This window comes from Mycobacterium syngnathidarum, assembly GCF_001942625.1.
Taxonomy (GTDB): domain Bacteria; phylum Actinomycetota; class Actinomycetes; order Mycobacteriales; family Mycobacteriaceae; genus Mycobacterium; species Mycobacterium syngnathidarum.
Genome location: NZ_MLCL01000029.1, coordinates 104,366 through 123,630 on the forward strand (window position 1 = coordinate 104,366; position 19,265 = coordinate 123,630).

Genomic DNA, 19,265 nt, shown 5'->3' on the forward strand with positions numbered 1-19,265 from the left:
ATGGTTAGTGCCGATCCGGCAGCTCCCCGCACCTCCGACGCGCGTCTGGAGCTGATGCGGCGCAGGCTTGCCGAGCGGGGCCTGGCGGCGTCGGGTGCGGAATCCGGGCCGGCGACGGGCACCGAAAGCGTGCCGGTCGACCCGACCGTGCTGTCCGACGGGCAGCGCCGGATGTGGTTCGTGCAGGGATTCGACCCGAGCGGCGTGCTGCTCAACATCTCTTTGTCCTACCGGCTGCACGGGGTGATCGATCCCGAAAAGCTCCACGAAGCCCTCAATGCCGTGGCGCGGCGGCACCCGATCCTGCGCACCACCTATCGCGCTGACGAAAACGGCGAGCCCACCGCAACGGTCCACGATGACCTGGCGCCGGGGTGGGCGGTTCATGATCTGTCCGACAAATCCGAACGGGCGCGCAAGCTGCGTCTGGAGGTGCTGGCCCAGCGTGAGTTCGGCACCGCCTTCGACCTGAGCAGCGATTCCCCGCTACGTATCTCGTTGATCAAGACCGGACCGGCCGAACACGTGATGCTGCTCGTCGCACATCACATCGCCTGGGACGACGGATCGTGGCGGGTGTTCTTCGCCGACTTGACCCGGGCCTATTCCGGCGAGCAGCTTGCCGAGACGCCGCGCGTGACGGTGTCCGCGGCCGGCGACGACGACGAGGATCTGGCGTACTGGCGTGAGGTACTGGCGAACCCGCCGGAGCCGCTGGAGTTGCCCGGCCCGGCAGGGTCGGTGGTACCCAACGGTTTTCGGTCGCAACGCAGCACCGTGCGGTTGTCCGCCGAGACGGTTGCGCGGGTTTCGGCGCTGGCCCGCGAGACCGGTGCCACGCCCTACATGGTGCTGCTGGCCGCCTTCGGCGCACTCATCTACCGCTACACCCACACCGACGATTTCCTGATCGCCACCCCGGTCCTGAACCGCGACACCGACGAAACCATCGGCTACTACGGCAACACGGTGGCGATGCGGCTGCGGCCGCAGGGCTCGGCCGGGTTCCGGGAGTTGGTGGCAGCCACCAGGGACACCGCAATCGGTGCGTTCGCACACCAGCGGGTCAATCTCGATCGGGTGGTGGCCGAGCTCAACCCGGACCGGCGCCACGGTGCCGAGCGGATGACGCGGGTCAGCTTCGGGTTCCGCGAGCCCGACGGCGGCGGGTTCACTCCCGACGGTGTGACAAGCGAGCGGGCCGACCTGCGCGGGCAGCACACCCAGCTGCCACTGGGCTTCATGGTCGAGCTCGACGCAGACGGCGCGGTGGTGGAAGCCGAGCACCTGACCGAGGTGCTCGATGCCGAACTCGCCGCGCAGATGCTGCGGCACTTCGCCGTACTGCTCGACAGCGCACTCGGCGAGCCCGATCGGCCGCTGTCGCGGCTGGAATTGTTCACCGCCCAGGACGCCGAGTGGCTGCGCGCGGTGTCCACCGGTGAGCAGTTCGAGACGCCGGCGACCACCCTGGCGGCGCTGGTCACCGAGCAGGCCGCCCGCACCCCCGATGCCGTCGCGGTGGTCTACGAGGGACGCCACTACACCTATCGTGAGCTCAACGAGTCGGCAAACCGGTTGGCGCACTGGCTGATCGAACAAGGTATCGGCACCGAAGACCGGGTGGCGGTGCTGTTGGAGAAGTCGCCCGAACTGGTCGTCACGGCACTGGGCATCGTGAAGTCCGGTGCGGTGTATCTGCCGGTCGACCCGACCTACCCCGAGGACCGGCTCACCTACATCCTGTCCGACTCCAACCCGAAAACCATCCTGCGCGAGCCGGTTACCGGGCTGGAGAATTACCCGGCCACCGATCCCACCGACGCCGAGCGGGTGCGGCCGCTACGCCCGGACAACACCGCATACCTGATCTATACGTCGGGGTCCACTGGTCTGCCCAAGGGTGTTCCGGTGCCGCACCGGCCGATCGCCGAGTACTTCGTCTGGTTCGGCGGCGACTACCAGGTGTCCGAGGACGAGCGCCTGCTGCAGGTGGCCTCGCAGAGCTTCGACGTGTCGATCGGTGAGATCTTCGGCATGCTGGCCGCCGGTGCACGCCTGGTGATCCCGAAGCCGGGCGGCCTGGGTGACATCGGATATCTCACCGATCTGCTGCGCAACGAGGGCATCACCTCGATGCACTTCGTTCCGTCTCTGCTCGGTCTGTTCCTGTCGCTGCCGGGTGTCAACGAGTGGCGCACGCTGCAGCGCGTGCCGATCGGTGGAGAGGCACTGCCCGGCGAGATCGCCGACAAGTTCCTGGCCACGTTCGACTCCCTGCTGCACAACTTCTACGGACCCACCGAAACGGTGCTCAACTGCACCCGCTACAAGGTGGAGGGCAAGCAGGGCGCGCGGATCGTGCCGATCGGCACGCCGAAGATCAACACCACGATTCACCTGCTCGACGATGCGCTGCAGCCCGTGCCGGTCGGGGTGATCGGTGAGATCTACATCGGCGGAACACATGTCGCGCACGGATACCACGACCGTCCGCGGCTGACCGCCGAGCGGTTCGTCGCCGACCCGTTCAATCCCGGCGGACGGATGTATCGCTCGGGTGACTTGGCCCGGCGCAACGCCGACGGTGACATCGAATTCGTCGGCCGCGCCGACGAGCAGGTCAAGATCCGTGGCTTCCGAATCGAACTCGGTGAGGTTTCCGCGGCCATCTCCGTCGACCCGTCGGTGGGCCAGGCCGTGGTGGTGGTCAGCGACCTGCCGTCGCTGGGCAAGAGCCTCGTCGCCTACATCACGCCCGCCGCCGGCGCCGAGCGAGTGGAGATCGACCGCATCCGGGCCAGGGTGACCGCTGCGTTGCCCGAGTACATGATCCCGGCGGCGTTCGTCGAGCTCGCCGAGATCCCGATCACCGCGCACGGCAAGATCGACCGCCGGGCGCTGCCCGAGCCGGAGATCCGTTCGGCCACCGAATTCCGTGCCCCGGAGACCGAGACCGAGCACGCGATCGTCGCCCTGTTCGGTGAGTTGCTCGAGCGCGACGGGGTCGGAGCCGACGATTCGTTCTTCGATCTGGGCGGTCACTCACTGCTGGCTACCAAACTTGTCGCTGCCGTTCGGGCTCGTTGCGGCGTCGAGCTCGGGGTGGCCGACGTCTTCGAGAACGCCACGGTGGCCGGCCTGGCGGCCAAGGTCGACGAGCTGCGCGACTCGGGTCTGGGCGCCGGTCTGCCTGCCATCGTCGCCACCGCCCATGACGGTCCGGCGCAGATGTCGGCGGCCCAGCACCGCCAGTGGTTCCAGTTCCGGATCGACGGCCCCAACCCGGTCAACAACGTGCCATTCGCCGCACGACTGACCGGCCCCTGCGATGTCGAGGCCCTGACCGCCGCGGTCAGCGACATCGTGGCCCGGCATGAGATCCTGCGCACCACCTACCGCGAAATCGACGGTGTGCCATACCAGGTGGTCCATCCCGTCGCCCCGGTGACGGTGCGTCGCGCCGACGGCGCCGGTGAAGATTGGGTGCAGGGCGAGCTCGATGCCGAACGGCGACACTGCTTCGACCTGGAGAACGAGTGGCCGGTCCGGGCGGCGATATTGTCGCCCCGATACTCAAGTGACTCTTGCTCCTCGCGTGCGCAGCACGTGCTCTCGCTCGTGGTGCACCACATCGCCGCCGACCACTGGTCCGGCACGGTGCTGTTCACCGACCTGCTGACCGCCTACCATGCCCGCCGCGCCGGACACGCACCCGAGTGGGCGCCGTTGCCGGTACAGTACGCGGACTTCGCGGCCTGGCAGGCCCAGCTGCTCTCCGGCGACGACGAGCGCGTCGAGGAGCAACGTTCCTACTGGACAACGCAACTCGCCGGGCTGTCGGCAGACGCAGACGTCGAGAACGGCCTGCAGCCGGACTTCCCGAGGCCGCCGGTGCCGACCGGTGAGGGCAAGGCGCTCGACTTCAAGATCGATCCGGCTTTGCGCGGCAAGCTCGTCGAGCTCAGCCGTGAACTCGGGGTCACCGAGTTCATGGTGCTGCAGGCAGCCGTCGCGATCGCCCTGCACAAGGCCGGCCAGGGCACCGACATCGCGCTGGGCACCCCGGTGGCCGGGCGTACCGCGCCCGAACTCGATGCGCTGATCGGGTTCTTCATCAACATCGTGGTGCTGCGCAACGACCTGTCGGGCAACCCGACCTTGCGTGAGGTGCTGCGGCGGTCCCGCGATATGGCGCTGGCCGCCTACAAACATCAGGACCTGCCGTTCGACCGGGTCGTCGACGCGGTGAGCCCGGTGCGTTCGCTGGCGCGCAACCCGCTGTTCGGTGTGGTGGTGCACGTGCGTGAGGACATGCCGGCCGAGCAGGTCATCGACACCGGTGCCGACGGTGAAACCCGTTTCACCGCACTGGAACCCACCTTCGACGTGGCCCACGCCGACTTATCGCTCAACTTCTTCGCGCAAGCCGGCTCTGACGCCGGTTACAAGGGCACCGTCATCTACCGCACCGAGCTCTACGAGGCGGCCACCGCGCAGCGTCTGGTGAAGTGGCTGCAACGCATCGTCGAGGCCTTCGCCCATGACGCCGATCAGACGGTGCGCGACATCGCGGTCATCGATGAGTCCGAGCGTGACCTGCTGGTCGACGACTGGAGTCGTAAAGCGGTGCCGCCGGCCGGACTGCCGCAGACCGCGGACGCCGACCGCGTCTACCTGCTCGACGAATGGTTCCAGCCGGTGGCCATCGGCGTCACCGGGGACATCTACTACGCCGGTGGCGCGGTCGGCCGTGCAGCCGGAGCCGCCCGGACTGCCAGTGAACTCGCCGCGCAGCGCTTCGCGCCCAATCCTTTTGGGGACGGCCACGTGTATCGCACCGGTGACCGGGGGCGCTGGACCACCGACGGCCGGCTGGAGCCGATCACCACCGGTGAGCCCCGGCTGCAGGCCGCACTGGAAGCGCTCGACGGGGTGGCGGTCGCGGCGACCCGGCATTGGGACATTCGGGGCGTGACCACGCTGGCCGGCTACCTGGTGGCCGAGCCGACAGCCGCCGACGGCGAAACTCTTCTGGAGAGTGCGCGGGCCGCGCTGGGCGAGGAATTCGCAGGCGCGGTGCTCACTGTGGTCGACAACATCGAGTCGGCCTCCCTGACCCGGCCGCGGGTGACCGCGGCGGCACCGTCGGAACCGCCGGCCACCGCCACCGAGCAGACGCTCGCGGCCATGCTCGTCGACCTGCTCGATGCCACCGAGGTCGGCCGGTACGACGACTTCTTCACCTTGGGCGGCGACAGCATCCTGGCCGTGCAGTTGGCCGCGCGGGCGCGTGACGCCGGTATGGCCTTGACGGCCCGCATGGTGTTCGAGCACCCGGGGCTGGCGGACCTGGCCACTGCGGTGGATGCGGCGGGCACCCAGGCCTCAGCCGCAGATGTGCATCACGAGCCGATGTCCGCATCGGGTCTGTCGCCCGACGAACTGGCTGCGCTGACCGCGGGATGGGGCCAGGGCCAGGGGACCTCGACGTGACGACCACCGGGACACCGCCCGGCGTCGAGGACGTGCTGGCGCTCAGTCCGCTGCAACAAGGGCTCTACTCGCTGGCCGGCCTGACCGAAGATGACGGCGGCCCTGATCCCTATGTCATCGCGATGGCCGCCGACGTCGACGGCGCGTTGGACGCCGAGCTGTTGCGGACCTGCGCCGAGGCGATGCTGGTGCGGCATCCGAACCTGCGGGCCAGCTTCTTTCAGGGAAACCTGAGCCGCCCGGTCGCGGTGGTTCCCGCCGCGACCGAATTGCCCTGGCGGCAGTTGCAGGCCGATGACGAGCAGGCGGTCATCCTCGAAGCCGAGGAACGGGCCCGGCGGTTCGACCTCGGACGCGGGCCGCTGATCCGCTTCCTGCTCATCGAGAAGCCGGGGCTGCGTTGGCGTCTGGTGATCGTTGCCCATCACATCGCGATCGACGGCTGGTCGCTTCCGGTTTTCGTCGGGGAGCTGCTCGCGCTGTACGGGGCCAACGGCGACGCGACCGCATTGCCGGCCGCGGTGCGTCCGTACCGCGACTACATCGGCTGGTTGGCCGGCCGCGATCAGCAGGCCAGCCGAGCGCGCTGGCAGGCCCATCTGTACGGCCTGGATGCCCCCACGATGTTGTCCCCGGCGCTGGCGGGCCGGGAGACACAGCCGGGCCTGCCGTCGCGCACCGAGGTGCACCTCGACGAGCAAAAGTCCGCCGCGATCTTCGAGGCCGCCCGGCAACGCGGCGTCACCGTCAACACGCTGTTCCAGATGGCTTGGGCCACCATCCTTTCGGTCTTCACCGACCGTACCGATGTGGTGTACGGCGTCACGGTGTCGGGCCGGCCGGACGAGCTGGCCGGCGTCGAGTCGATGGTCGGTCTGTTCATCAACACCGTGCCGTTGCGGGTTCGGGTGGATCCCGGCGTGCCGGTCGGCAGCCAATGCCTGGCGCTGCAGCGTGAGGCCGCCGAACTACGTGAGCACAGTTATCTCAGCCACACCGAGTTGCGTTCGCTCGGCGGTATCGGCGAGCTGTACGACACGCTGCTGGTGTACGAGAACTTCCCGCCCGGCGGTCTGGTGGGCAGCGACGAGTTCGAGCTCGGCGGGGCGGTGCTGCGTCCCTCGGCCCTGGAGAGCCTGTCGCACTTCCCGGTGACCATCGCCGCGCATCCGACCCACGGCCGGCTCACGGTGCTCGTCGAAACCCTCGACGGCGCACTGGGGTTGGTCGACCCACAGGCTCTGGGACTGCGGGTGCTGGCTGTGGTGCAGCGGCTGTTGGACCGCTGGGAGCGTCCGCTGCGCGAGGTCGCTGTCACGCTCGACGACGATCTGCAACCGGCCGGCGCACCGGCCATCGCCGGTGAGGACCGAGCCCACACCGGCTTTCACACCGTCTTCAGCGCGAACGCCGAGGAGCGGCTCGGCTCGGTGGCGCTGAGTTGGGACGGCGGAGAGCTCAGCTACCGCGAGCTCGATGACGCCGCCGATCGCCTGGCCGCCGAGCTCATCCGGCGCGGGGTGGGCAACGAGACCCCGGTCCCGATCCGGTTGCGCCGCGGGCCCGACTACGTGGTGGCGATGCTCGCGGTGCTCAAGGCGGGGGCGATGATCGTGCCGCTCGACCCGGCCATGCCCGATGAGCGGGTGGCCGAGATCCTGCGCCAGATCGGTGCGGGCCCACGCGCGCTCGTCGTCGACGAGACGCTGCTGGCCTCCATCGACTCCGAGCCCGAGGCCGGCTACCGGCCCGCACCGGTACGTCCCGGGCAGGGCGCGTATGTCGTGTTCACATCGGGTACCACCGGAAAGCCCAAGGGCGTCATCGGAACCCATCAGGCCCTGCTTGCCTACTGCGCCGACCATGCCCACCAGGTGTTGCAGCCCGCTGCCAAGCGTCTGGGCCGCCCGCTGCGGGTGGCGCACGCCTGGTCGTTCACGTTCGACGCGGCCTGGCAGCCGCTGGCGGCCCTGCTCGCCGGGCACACGGTGCACATCGTCTCCGACGACGTGCAGCGCGACGCGGAGGCGCTGGTGGACACCATCGGGCGCTTCGCGATCGACATGATCGACACCACCCCGTCGATGTTCGCCTCGCTGCGGGCCGCCGGCCTGCTCAGCCGCGTGCCGTTGGCGGTGCTCGCGCTCGGCGGCGAAGCCATCGACACCGTGACCTGGCAGGGGATCCAGGCCGAATGTGAACGTACCTGGATGTCGGCACACAACTGCTACGGACCGACCGAGACCACGGTGGAAGCCGTCGTGGCCACCATCGCCGAGCACCGGCAGCCGTGCATCGGTCATCCCACTGAGTCGACCGCGGCCTACGTGCTCGACAGGTGGCTGCGTCCGGTTCCCGACGGCATCTACGGCGACTTGTATCTGGCCGGTGGGCAATTGACCCGCGGGTACCTCGGTAGGCCTGGAGAGACAGCCGCGCGGTTCGTCGCAGACCCGTTCACGCCGGGCGGGCGCATGTACCGCACCGGTGATGTGGTGCGCCGACGAGCGGACTCGAATGCCCTCGAATTTCTGGGCCGCAGCGACGACCAGGTCAAGATCCGTGGCTTCCGGGTAGAACCCGGCGAGGTGGCCGCAACGCTGCACGCCCATCCCGGGGTTCGGCATGCCCACGTGGCGGTACGACACCACCGCAGCGGGCCGCGACTGGTCGCCTATGTGGTCACCGACACCCAGCCCGGCGAGCTGCGCCGCATGCTGACCACCGCGCTGCCAAGGCATCTGGTGCCACACCACATCGTGGCGGTCGACGAGATTCCGCTGACCACCAACGGCAAGGTCGACGATGCCGCACTGGCCGCGGTCGGCACCGGTACGTCCGCCGAAGGGGCCGAACAGCCGGCCACCGAGACCGAGCGGGTGCTCGCCGAGGTGCTGGCCGAGGTTCTTGGGACACCCGAGGGTTCCGGTGTCGATGTCACCGCCGACTTCCTCGATCTCGGGCTGGACAGCATCGTGGCGCTGTCGGTCGTGCAGGCGGTGCGGCGCCGCGGTGTGGCGTTGCGCGCCCGGTTGATGCTGGACTGCGCCACCATTCGCGAACTCGCGGCCGCGGTCGACGCCGACGCGGCGGCCGTCGAGCGCTCCGAGGGTGCGACCGACGAAGCGCCGGAAACGTTGGGCCCCATCCCGCTGCTGCCCAACGGGCGGTGGCTGTACCAATACGGCGACCCACGCCGGCTCGCCCAGACCGAGGTGTTCCGGCTGCCGGCCGACATCACCCGCCCGCACCTGGAAGCCCTGTTGCGCAACGTGATCGACGGCCACGAGGTGTTGCGTACCCGGCTGGACCGCGATGCTGGTGCGTTGGTTGCGCACACGCCGGGCGAGGTGCTCTCGGAAGCGACCGGCGCCGGTGACCTCAACGCCGCGGTTGCCGAACAGGCCGAGCTCTCGGTGCAGCGCATGGATCCACAGAACGGATCGATGCTCGACGCGGTCTGGTTGCACCACCCTGCGGTGCACGGTGGCCTGCTGATCCTGACCGCCCACGTGCTGGCGCTCGATCCGGCCTCGTGGCGGATCCTGGTCGGCGAACTCGAAAACGCCTGGCATGCCCTGGCTTCCGGACGCACTCCGTTGCCGGTCCGCGAACACACGTCGTTACGGCGGTGGTCGCGTCTGCTCGCCGAACGGGCGGCCGAGCTCGACACCTGCGACTTCTGGGAGCGGCAGTTCGAGGGCGAGGACCCCGACATCGGTGCCCGCCGGATCGATCCCACCACCGACCGGATGGCGGGCGTGACCATCACGATGTCCCTCGCCGATCCCGAGGTGACTGCCCGCCTGCTGACCGGCCCGGTCCCGGTGACCGATGTGCTGGCCGCGGCTACGGCTCGCGCCCTGACTGATTGGCGTCGCCACCGGAACCAGCCGACCCCGGCGGCGCTGCTGGCGCTGGAGACCCACGGCCGGTCCGACGCCGTGGTGTCACAGCACGACGAGGTGGACACCGGTGACACCGCCGGTCTGCTCAGCATGATCTACCCGCTGCGGCTGGAAGCCGACGACGCCCGCGGCGTGACCGCGCAGATGGCAGCGATCCCCGGCGATGCGATCGACTATGGGCTGCTGCGTTATCTGCGCGAGGACACCGCCGAACGGCTGAGCGCGCACCGTGATCCGCAGGTGCTGCTCAACTACCTGGGCCGGATCGAGCTCGATGCATCAGATCATGCGCTGCTGCAGGACCGGTCGCTGCAGACCGATGTGACCCCGATTCCCGAACCGAATGTCGCTGTGCGCCACGAGTTGACGATCATGGCCGCGGTGATCGACCGCGACGGGTCCGCCGTGCTCGGCACCCAATGGCGGACCCTGCCCGACATTCTGTCCGCCGATGACATCGCCGCCATGCAGGCGATGTGGCTGGACGCATTGCGAGAGGTGTTGCGAGAGGTGACCACATGAGTGCCCCATCGGCCCCCACCTTGGCCGTCATCGGAGCCGGACCCAAGGCGATCGCTGTCGCGGCCAAAGCCGCTGAGTTGCGGGCGATGGGCGTGCCGGCGCCGGAGGTCGTCGTCGTCGAGCGATCCGGGGTGGCCGCCAACTGGCAGGCCGTCGGCGGCTGGACCGACGGCAACCATCGTCTGGGTACCGGACCCGAAAAGGACGTCGGTTTCCCGTACCGGTCGTCTCTGGTGCCACGGCGCAATGCCGAACTCGACGAGCGGATGACCCGGCACAGCTGGCAGGCCTACCTGATCGCCACCGGAGGATTTGCCGAATGGGTGGACCGCGGCCGGCCCGCCCCGACCCACAAGCGCTGGAGTCAGTACTTGGGTTGGGTGGCCGACGACATCGGTATGACCGTGGTTTCCGGTGAGGTGGAACAGATCTCGGTCGACGCGGATGCACAACGGTGGGTCCTGCACACCGCAGAGGACGCAGTCAGCGCCGACGGTCTGATGATCACCGGGCCCGGGCAGGCCGAACGCTCGGTGCTGCCGGGCAATCCCCGGGTGATGTCGATCGCGCAGTTCTGGCATCAGGCCGGCAAGCATGAGCTCATCACGGCCGAGCGCGTGGCGGTGATCGGCGGCGGCGAGACGGCCGCGTCGATGCTCAACGAGCTTTTCCGCCACCGGGTTTCGACCATTACGGTGATCTCGCCGACGGTCACCCTGTTCACCCGTGGTGAAGGATTCTTCGAGAACACCCTGTTCTCGGATCCCACCGGATGGACCGGGCTGACGCTGGCCGAGCGCCGGGATGCGCTGGCGCGCACCGACCGTGGTGTGTTCTCGGCACGAGTGCAGGATGCATTGCTGGCCGACGACCGGATCCGGCACCTGCGTGGCCGGGTGGCGCACGCGGTGGCACGTGACGAGCGGATCCGGTTGACGCTGTCTACCAACACCGGGGGTGAAGCGGTCGAGACCGTGCACGGCTTCGATCTGGTGATCGACGGGTCCGGCGCCGACGCGTTGTGGTTCGCCCCGTTGTTCAGCCAGGACGCGCTGGACCTGCTCGAGCTGGGCCTCGGCGGTCCGCTGACCAGTGAAACGCTGCAGGAGAACGTCGGCCATGATCTGGCGCTCACCGATGTGTTCCCCAAGTTGTTCCTTCCGGGGCTGGCCGGGCTCACTCAAGGCCCGGGCTTCCCGAACCTGAGCTGCCTCGGCCTGTTGTCCGACCGTGTGCTGGGCGCCGACCTGGCCCACCCCTCGATGAGGAGACTCGATGAGTACCAATCCGTTCGATGACGAGAACGCCACGTTCTATGTCCTGGTCAACGCCGAGGACCAGCACAGCCTGTGGCCGGCGTTCGCCGATCTGCCGGCCGGCTGGCGGGTGGTCTTCGGCGAGGCCGGTCGGGCTGAATGCCTGGACTACGTGGAGGCCAACTGGACCGATCTACGGCCCGGCAGCCTGCGTGAGGCGATGAGTAGCAGCACCTGACGCTGGTCAGGCCGGGTTCGGTGCGAGGGCGTCCATGTCGAACACCCTCGCGTGCAGGATGGTGCGGTTCCGCAGTGCCGCGCGCACGGCCCGGTGCAGGCCGTCTTCGAGATAGATGTCGCCGCGCCATTTCACCGCGTGCGGGAACAGGTCGCCGTAGAAGGTCGAGTCCTCGGACAGCAGCCGGTCCAGGGCGAGCACCGTGGTGGTGGTGACGAGCTCATCGAGGCGCAGTTGGCGCGGCGGGATGCGGGACCAGTCCCGGTAGGAGAGCCCGTGCTCCGGGTAGGGTTTTCCCTCCTGGACGCCTTTGAAGATCATCGCCGGCCCGCCTCCGTCGCAGTGCTGCGCGGTGTTGCCATCGGCATAGGTGCCTAGGCTATACGTTCGCGGGTCGCTGCCTGCGTCGGTATCGGTCGGCCCGGTGACGCCGGGCGCTGACTGCGCAATCGGTAAACCCGCTGCTGATCGGTAAAATGAAGCGAGCAAAATAAAGACATCGCCGCTGCGAAGGGTAGGTGAACTGGTGGGGAGTGCCGACGAACGTCGATTCGAGGTGCTGCGTGCCATCGTCGCCGACTTCGTGGCCACCCAGGAGCCCATCGGCTCCAAGACCCTGGTGGAGCGCCACAATCTCGGTGTGTCGAGCGCTACGGTCCGCAACGACATGGCGGTGCTGGAAGCCGAGGGCTACATCACCCAGCCGCACACCAGCTCGGGCCGGGTGCCCACCGAGAAGGGCTACCGCGAGTTCGTCGACCGGATCGACAACGTCAAGCCGTTGTCCTCGTCGGAGCGTCGCGCCATCCTGTCGTTCCTGGAGTCCGGGGTCGACCTGGACGACGTGCTGCGTCGCGCTGTGCGACTGCTCGCGCAACTCACCCGGCAGGTCGCGATCGTGCAGTACCCGACGCTGTCCACCTCGTCCGTACGCCATCTCGAGGTGGTGGCGCTGACCCCGGCGCGGCTGCTGTTGGTGGTCATCACCGATTCGGGCCGGGTCGATCAGCGCATCGTGGAGCTCGGCGATGCCATCGACGAGCACGAGCTGTCCAAGCTGCGCGAGATGTTGGGACAGGCGCTGGAAGGCAAGCCGCTGACGGCGGCGTCGATCGCGGTCAGCGATCTGGCAACCCATCTCAACGGCCAGGGAGCCCTGGCGGACGCGGTCGGAAGGTCGGCGACCGTACTGGTTGAGACACTCGTGGAGCACACCGAGGAACGGTTGCTCCTCGGTGGCACCGCCAACCTGACCCGGAACACCGCCGATTTCGGCGGATCGCTGCGGTCGGTGCTGGAGGCGCTGGAGGAGCAGGTGGTGGTCCTGCGGTTGTTGGCGGCCCAACAGGAAGCGGGCAAGGTTACCGTGCGGATCGGTCATGAGACCGAGGCCGAACAGATGCTGGGAACATCGGTGGTCAGCACCACGTACGGCAGTTCGGGCAAGGTGTATGGCGGCATGGGTGTGGTGGGTCCCACCCGAATGGACTATCCGGGAACTATCGCCAACGTGGCGGCGGTTGCTCTGTACATCGGCGAAGTCCTAGGTACTCGGTAAGGCAGCCGGTTCGTCCGGCACAGAAAGGTCAGGCAAGGTCAGCGTGGCACGCGATTATTACGGCTTGCTCGGAGTGAGCAAAGGCGCGAGCGATTCGGAGGTCAAACGTGCCTACCGACGGCTGGCGCGTGAGCTGCATCCCGACGTCAACCCCGACGAGGAGGCGCAGGCCCGGTTCACCGAGATCCAGGTGGCATACGAGGTGCTGTCGGATCCGGAGAAGCGTCGCATCGTCGACATGGGCGGCGACCCGATGGAATCGGTGGGCGGCGCGCCCGGCGGCTTCAGCGGGTTCGGCGGTCTGGGCGATGTCTTCGAGGCATTCTTCGGTGGCGGGCCGTCGTCGCGCGGACCGGTCGGCCGAGTGCGGCCCGGCGCCGATTCGTTGCTGCGGATGCGGCTGGACCTGGCGGAGTGCGCGACCGGCGTGACCAAGCAGGTGGCCGTGGACACCGCGGTCCTGTGCGACCTGTGCCACGGCAAGGGCACCAACGGCAACTCCACGCCGGTTGCCTGCGACACCTGCGACGGTCGCGGCGAGATCCAGACCGTGCAGCGCTCGCTGCTGGGTCAGGTCATGACCACCCGCCCCTGCCCGGTGTGCGGGGGGATCGGCGAAGTGATCCCCGATCCCTGCAACCGCTGCGGCGGCGACGGCCGGGTGCGCGCCCGTCGCGAGATCAGCGTGAAGATTCCGGCCGGCGTCGGTGACGGCATGCGGGTGCGCCTGGCCGCCCAGGGCGAGGTCGGGCCGGGCGGTGGTCCCGCCGGTGATCTCTACGTGGAAGTCCACGAGAAGCAACACGAGACCTTCGTCCGCGACGGCGACGACCTGCACTGCACCGTCTCGGTGCCGATGGTCGACGCTGCGCTGGGCACCACCGTCACCGTCGACGCGATCCTCGACGGACCGACCGAGCTGACCATCGCCGCGGGCACGCAACCCGGGGCTGTCACCACGTTGCGTGGCCACGGCATGCCGCACCTGCGCTCCGGGGTGCGCGGTGACCTGCACGCTCACGTCGACGTGGTGGTGCCGGCGCGGCTGGACAGCACCGACATCGACCTGCTGCGCAAGCTGAAGGAGAACCGCAGCCGCGACGCCGCGGAAGTGCGTTCGACGCAGGCCTCGGGGAGCTCGGGCGGTCTGTTCAGCCGGCTGCGTGAGACGTTCTCCGGCCGCTGACGCGGAGCTGACGCCGTGAGTGCAGCGCTTTTCTATGTCGACGCGCTGCCGGGCGCGGGGGAGTTGGCCGTCGTCGACGGCGACGAGGGCTTCCACGCGTCCAACGTGCGTCGGATCCGCGTGGGAGAACACATCGACCTCAGCGACGGTGCCGGCACCCTGGCGCACTGTGTCGTCGAGGAGACCGCCAAGGGTCGGTTGTCGGCGCGGGTGACCGAACGGGTCGCCATCGTGCCGCCGCGTCCGGCCGTCACCGTGGTGCAGGCGCTGCCCAAATCGGATCGCTCGGAGCTGGCCGTCGAGCTGGCGACCGAGGCGGGCGCGGACGGGTTCGTGGCCTGGCAGGCCGCTCGGTGCGTGGCCCGCTGGGACGGCCCGAAGGTGGACAAGGGCCTGCGGCGCTGGGAGGCGGTGGCCCGCTCGGCGGCCCGGCAGTCTCGGCGCGCCTACGTCCCGGCGGTGGACGGTGTGGTGTCGACGACGGCGCTGACCCAGCGAGTCAGCGACGCCGTGACCGGCGGGGCAGTGGTGCTCGCCCTGCACGAGTCGGCCACCGTGCCGCTCGCTGAACTGCCGCTGGCCCTGGCGGATTCGTTGATGCTCGTCATCGGACCCGAAGGCGGTATCGCCGACGAGGAGATCGCCGCGCTGACCGGGGCCGGGGCGAAGGCCGTCCGGTTGGGCCCGACCGTGCTGCGCACGTCGACGGCGGCCGCGGTGGCCTTGGGCGCCATCGGTGCGCTGACGGCGCGCTGGGAGATCTAGCGCTCCACTCGGCGTCGTCTTCTACCGCAGGGTCGTGCTCAGTGGGACAAGGGCAGCCACGGTGTCGAAAGCGGCGCTGTTGGGGGAGCCTTGACCTGGTTTTTCGCCCAACCTGGGGTCGCCGCCGTGCTCAGCTCGCTCAACGGGTGGGGGCGTGTCGTTGACCAGCGGTAAACTGACAACAGCACGGACGGCAGCCGGCCGTCACGAGAACACGGAAAGCAGGCACAAACTCCACGTGACGCCCCGCGACACGACCGCTGACTCGTCGGCCATCTCATCGGAATCGGTCCGCAGCAGCATCACTGTTCCGCCCGACATCGTCGTGGGCCTGCTCGGCTCGGCTGATGGGAATCTGCGGGCCCTCGAACGACTTCTGACCGCCGACCTGCACGCCCGCGGCAATGAGATCACCGTCACCGGTGAGCCCGCTGATGTCGCGCTGGCCGAGCGCGTGGTTGCCGAGTTGATCGCCGTTGCCTCCAGTGGGCAGGCGGTCACGCCGGAGACGGTGCGCCACAGCGTCGCCATCCTCACCGGCACCGAGGACGAGTCCCCGGCCGAGATACTGACCCTCGACATCTTGAGCCGCCGGGGCAAGACCATCCGGCCCAAGACGCTCAACCAGAAGCGCTACGTCGACGCCATCGATGAGCACACCATCGTGTTCGGCATCGGTCCGGCCGGTACCGGCAAGACCTACCTGGCGATGGCCAAGGCGGTCAGCGCGCTGCAGTCCAAGCAGGTCAACCGGATCATCCTGACCCGGCCCGCAGTGGAAGCCGGTGAACGCCTCGGCTTTCTGCCCGGCACGCTGACGGAGAAGATCGACCCGTATCTGCGGCCGCTCTATGACGCGCTACACGACATGATGGATCCGGCGGCGATTCCGAACCTGTTGGCCGCGGGGGTGATCGAGGTGGCGCCACTGGCATTTATGCGTGGTAGGAGCCTCAACGATGCGTTCATCATCCTCGACGAGGCGCAGAACACCACCGCCGAGCAGATGAAGATGTTCCTGACCCGTCTGGGGTTCGGCTCGAAAATCGTTGTCACCGGCGACATCACGCAGGTCGACCTGCCGGGCGGAGCCCGGTCGGGCCTGCGGGCCGCGATGCACATCCTCGACGATGTCGAAGACATCCACTTCGCCGAACTCACCAGTGCCGACGTGGTCCGGCACCGCCTGGTATCCGAGATCGTGGAGGCCTACGCCCGACACGAGGAGCCGGCATTGCTCAACCGGGCCCAACGCCGTTCGTCGAACGGGCGGCCTCGCAGATGAGCGTCGAGGTATCGAACGAGTCGGGCATCGATGTCTCCGAGGACGAACTGATCAGCGTGGCGCGCTTCGTCATCGCGAAGATGGACGTCAACCCGGCGGCTGAGCTGTCGATGGTGCTGGTGGACAGCGCCGCCATGGCCGACCTGCACATGCGGTGGATGGACCTGCCCGGCCCCACCGACGTGATGAGCTTCCCGATGGACGAGCTGGAGCCCGGGGGACGGCCGGATTCTCCCGAGCCGGGTCCGTCGATGCTCGGCGACATCGTGTTGTGCCCGGAGTTCGCCGAACAGCAGGCTGCCAAGGCCGGGCACTCGCTGGGCCAGGAGCTGGCCCTGCTGACCGTGCACGGGGTGCTGCATCTGCTCGGCTACGACCACGCCGAACCCGACGAGGAAAAAGAGATGTTCGCGCTGCAGCGTCAGCTCCTCGAGGAGTGGGTGGCTGATCAGGTCGAGGCATACCACGCCGACCGGCAGAGCGAGAAAGATCAGCGCCTGCTGGACAAGTCTCGATATTTCGACGAACCGTGACCGGCATACTTCCGCTGCTCGGCGCCGTGGTGCTGGTCGGTTTCGGGGGCCTGTTCGCGGCCATCGACGCCGCGCTGTCCACCGTCTCGATCGCGCGCATCGAGGAACTGGTCCGCGACGAGCGCCCGGGCGCCGCCCGGCTCAGCCGCGTGGTCGCCGAACGCCCCCGCTACATCAATCTTGTTGTCCTGCTGAGGATTACCTGCGAGATCAGTGCCACAGTCCTGCTCGTGTCGTTCCTGGACGGACATCTCGGTGTCAGTTGGGGTCTGGTGGCCTCGGCGGCCATCATGGTGGTGACGAGCTTCGTGGCCATCGGTGTCGGCCCGCGCACCGTCGGCAGGCAGAACGCGTACTCCATCGCGTTGCTCTCGGCATTGCCGTTGCAGGCCATCTCGGTGTTGCTCACCCCGATCAGCCGGCTGCTGGTGCTGATCGGTAACGCACTGACACCGGGCCGTGGTTTCCGCAACGGCCCGTTCGCTTCCGAGATCGAGCTGCGGGAGGTCGTCGACCTGGCCCAGCAGCGCGGGGTGGTGGCCGACGAAGAACGCCGGATGATCCAGTCGGTGTTCGAACTGGGGGATACCCCGGCCCGCGAGGTCATGGTGCCGCGTACCGAGATGGTGTGGATCGAGAGTGACAAATCGGCCGGCCAAGCCACGTCGTTGGCGGTGCGCAGCGGACATTCCCGCATCCCGGTGGTCGGCGAGAACGTCGACGACATCGTCGGTGTGGTCTATCTGAAAGATCTTGTCCAGCAGACCTACTACTCGACCAACGGCGGCCGCGACACCAGCGTGGCGCAGGTGATGCGCCCGGCGGTGTTCGTCCCGGACTCCAAGCCGCTCGACGAACTGCTCAACGAGATGCAGCGCGACCGCAACCACATGGCGCTGCTCGTCGACGAATACGGTGCGATCGCCGGGCTGGTCACCATCGAGGACGTTCTCGAGGAGATCGTCGGCGAGATCGCCGACGAGTACGACACCGACGAGGTGGCCCCGGTCGAAGAACTCGGTGACCGCCAGTACCGGGTGTCGGCACGGCTGGCGATCGAGGACCTCTGCGAACTGTACGGGCTGGAGGCCGACGAGGATCTCGACGTGGACACCGTCGGCGGCCTGGTGGCATTCGAATTGGGCCGGGTGCCGCTGCCCGGCGCCGAAGTGACGTGGGATGGCCTGCGGCTGCGCGCCGAGGGCGGTTCCGACCATCGCGGGCGGGTGCGGATCGGCACAGTTCTGGTGAGCCCGGCTGAATCTGAGGAACAGGAGATCCGAGGTACCGATGAGTGAGCTCGACGCAGAAGACAACAAGCTCGTGGTGCTGGCCCGCGGCGCGATGGGCCGCGCCGAGGCATCCTCGGGTGCCGCGGTGCGCGATCAGGACGGCCGCACCTATGCCGGTGCGCCGGTGGCATTGGCCGCACTGCAGCTGACCGCGCTGCAGGCGGCCGTGGCCGCCGCCGTGTCCAGCGGCGCCACCGGGCTTGAGGCCGCGGTGCTGGTCGGTGGTAGCGCCGAGGACGCCGGGGTGGCCGCGGTCCGGGAACTGTCCGGCGACGCCTCGGTGATCGTCACCGACCGGGCGGGAAAACCGGTATGACCGAATTCCGTTCCGGCTTCGTCTGTTTCGTCGGTAGACCCAACACCGGCAAGTCGACGTTGACCAACGCCCTGGTCGGTCAGAAGGTCGCGATCACCTCGAACCGGCCGCAGACCACGCGGCACACGATCCGCGGCATCGTGCACCGCGAGGACTTTCAGATCATCCTGGTTGACACTCCCGGTCTGCACCGGCCGCGAACCCTGCTCGGACAACGGCTCAACGATCTGGTCAAGGACACCTACTCCGAGGTCGACGTGATCGGGTTGTGCATCCCGGCCGATGAGCGCATCGGTCCCGGTGACCGCTGGATCTATCAGCAGATCCGCGCGGTGGCACCGAAAACCACCCTGATCGCCGTCGTCACCAAGACCGACAAGGTGTCCAAAGACCGTGTGGCCGAGCAGCTTCTCGCGGTCAGCGAGCTGGTCGGGCCGGACACCGACATCGTGCCGGTTTCGGCCACCGCGAACGAACAACTCGACGTGCTCACCGACGTCCTCGTCTCGAAACTGCCGCCGGGGCCCGCCTATTACCCCGACGGTGAGCTGACCGACGAGCCGGAAGAAGTCCTGATGGCCGAGCTCATCCGTGAGGCCGCTCTGGAAGGTGTACGCGACGAGTTGCCGCACTCGCTGGCGGTTGTCATCGAAGAGGTATCCGACAGAGAAGGTCGCGACGATCTGAGCCCACTTGTTGACGTGCACGCCATCCTGTACGTCGAGCGCGACAGCCAGAAAGGCATCGTGATCGGCAAGGGCGGTGCCCGGCTGCGCGAGGTTGGCACTGTCGCCCGCACTCAGATCGAGAAACTACTCGGCACAAAGGTTTATCTCGACCTTCGCGTCAAGATCGCCAAGAACTGGCAGCGCGACCCCAAACAGTTGGGGCGGCTCGGGTTCTGAACCGC

Annotated in this window: 13 protein-coding genes; 12 read left to right on the forward strand and 1 reads right to left on the reverse strand. The window is 68.2% G+C overall.

Translation table 11 applies throughout. From position 1 onward, the window contains the following. Genes BKG60_RS08435 through BKG60_RS08450 form a run of 4 tightly spaced genes read left to right on the forward strand, consistent with a single transcriptional unit; the run spans position 1 to position 11,420 of the window. Positions 1–5,496, forward strand: a complete 5,496-nt coding sequence (locus BKG60_RS08435; RefSeq protein WP_239251608.1) for a non-ribosomal peptide synthetase — start codon at positions 1–3, stop codon at positions 5,494–5,496. Next, the gene (locus BKG60_RS08440) at positions 5,493–9,926 is read left to right on the forward strand and encodes a non-ribosomal peptide synthetase (protein ID WP_070943442.1); all 4,434 of its coding nucleotides are present in this window, start codon (positions 5,493–5,495) and stop codon (positions 9,924–9,926) included. Before BKG60_RS08435 ends, BKG60_RS08440 begins: the two co-directional genes overlap by 4 nt. Then, a complete protein-coding gene (mbtG, locus tag BKG60_RS08445) occupies positions 9,923–11,224 on the forward strand; it encodes an NADPH-dependent L-lysine N(6)-monooxygenase MbtG (protein ID WP_070943441.1) in 1,302 nt (433 codons plus the stop codon). Before BKG60_RS08440 ends, mbtG begins: the two co-directional genes overlap by 4 nt. Next, positions 11,202–11,420, forward strand: a complete 219-nt coding sequence (locus tag BKG60_RS08450; RefSeq protein ID WP_070943440.1) for an MbtH family protein — start codon at positions 11,202–11,204, stop codon at positions 11,418–11,420. Before mbtG ends, BKG60_RS08450 begins: the two co-directional genes overlap by 23 nt. Before the next feature lie 6 nt (positions 11,421–11,426). Here the strand turns inward: BKG60_RS08450 and BKG60_RS08455 are convergent, their stop codons facing one another. After that, positions 11,427–11,741 carry a type II toxin-antitoxin system VapB family antitoxin gene (locus BKG60_RS08455; protein ID WP_036394222.1) on the reverse strand — a complete coding sequence of 105 codons (315 nt, stop codon included), beginning with the start codon at positions 11,739–11,741 and terminating at the stop codon, positions 11,427–11,429. A gap of 205 nt (positions 11,742–11,946) precedes the next feature. Between BKG60_RS08455 and hrcA the strand changes: the two genes are divergently transcribed. The 8 genes from hrcA to era all read left to right on the forward strand — a co-directional run bounded on the left by hrcA (position 11,947) and on the right by era (position 19,260). Beyond that, on the forward strand, positions 11,947–12,978 hold the full coding sequence (gene hrcA, locus BKG60_RS08460) for a heat-inducible transcriptional repressor HrcA (RefSeq protein WP_070943439.1): 1,032 nt from the start codon (positions 11,947–11,949) through the stop codon (positions 12,976–12,978). Between the two features lie 43 nt (positions 12,979–13,021). Beyond that, positions 13,022–14,164, forward strand: a complete 1,143-nt coding sequence (gene dnaJ / locus BKG60_RS08465; protein ID WP_070943438.1) for a molecular chaperone DnaJ — start codon at positions 13,022–13,024, stop codon at positions 14,162–14,164. Positions 14,165–14,179: 15 nt separating this feature from the next. Continuing rightward, positions 14,180–14,929 (forward strand): 16S rRNA (uracil(1498)-N(3))-methyltransferase, encoded by a 750-nt coding sequence (locus BKG60_RS08470; RefSeq protein WP_075909534.1) that lies wholly within the window; start codon positions 14,180–14,182, stop codon positions 14,927–14,929. A gap of 238 nt (positions 14,930–15,167) precedes the next feature. Further along, positions 15,168–16,214 carry a PhoH family protein gene (locus BKG60_RS08475; protein ID WP_075909535.1) on the forward strand — a complete coding sequence of 349 codons (1,047 nt, stop codon included), beginning with the start codon at positions 15,168–15,170 and terminating at the stop codon, positions 16,212–16,214. Further along, positions 16,211–16,747: an rRNA maturation RNase YbeY gene (gene ybeY / locus BKG60_RS08480; protein ID WP_070943435.1), complete on the forward strand. Its 537-nt coding sequence runs from the start codon at positions 16,211–16,213 to the stop codon at positions 16,745–16,747. The genes BKG60_RS08475 and ybeY overlap by 4 nt, the downstream gene beginning before the upstream one ends. Further along, the gene (locus tag BKG60_RS08485) at positions 16,744–18,045 is read left to right on the forward strand and encodes a hemolysin family protein (protein WP_070943434.1); all 1,302 of its coding nucleotides are present in this window, start codon (positions 16,744–16,746) and stop codon (positions 18,043–18,045) included. The genes ybeY and BKG60_RS08485 overlap by 4 nt, the downstream gene beginning before the upstream one ends. Next, entirely contained in the window at positions 18,038–18,355 is a 318-nt protein-coding gene (locus BKG60_RS08490; protein WP_075909536.1) for a cytidine deaminase, read from the forward strand. The genes BKG60_RS08485 and BKG60_RS08490 overlap by 8 nt, the downstream gene beginning before the upstream one ends. Next, positions 18,352–19,260 (forward strand): GTPase Era, encoded by a 909-nt coding sequence (era, locus tag BKG60_RS08495; protein ID WP_075909537.1) that lies wholly within the window; start codon positions 18,352–18,354, stop codon positions 19,258–19,260. Before BKG60_RS08490 ends, era begins: the two co-directional genes overlap by 4 nt. Positions 19,261–19,265 lie beyond the last annotated feature (5 nt).

What these genes read in the sequence shown, in the direction of transcription:
- BKG60_RS08435 (WP_239251608.1), top strand. Translation starts at nt 1, where the DNA reads ATGGTTAGTGCCGATCCGGCAGCTCCCCGCACCTCCGACGCGCGTCTG.
- mbtG (WP_070943441.1), top strand. Translation starts at nt 9,923, where the DNA reads ATGAGTGCCCCATCGGCCCCCACCTTGGCCGTCATCGGAGCCGGACCC.
- BKG60_RS08450 (WP_070943440.1), top strand. Translation starts at nt 11,202, where the DNA reads ATGAGTACCAATCCGTTCGATGACGAGAACGCCACGTTCTATGTCCTG.
- BKG60_RS08455 (WP_036394222.1), bottom strand. Translation starts at nt 11,741, where the DNA reads ATGATCTTCAAAGGCGTCCAGGAGGGAAAACCCTACCCGGAGCACGGG.
- ybeY (WP_070943435.1), top strand. Translation starts at nt 16,211, where the DNA reads ATGAGCGTCGAGGTATCGAACGAGTCGGGCATCGATGTCTCCGAGGAC.
- BKG60_RS08490 (WP_075909536.1), top strand. Translation starts at nt 18,038, where the DNA reads ATGAGTGAGCTCGACGCAGAAGACAACAAGCTCGTGGTGCTGGCCCGC.
- era (WP_075909537.1), top strand. Translation starts at nt 18,352, where the DNA reads ATGACCGAATTCCGTTCCGGCTTCGTCTGTTTCGTCGGTAGACCCAAC.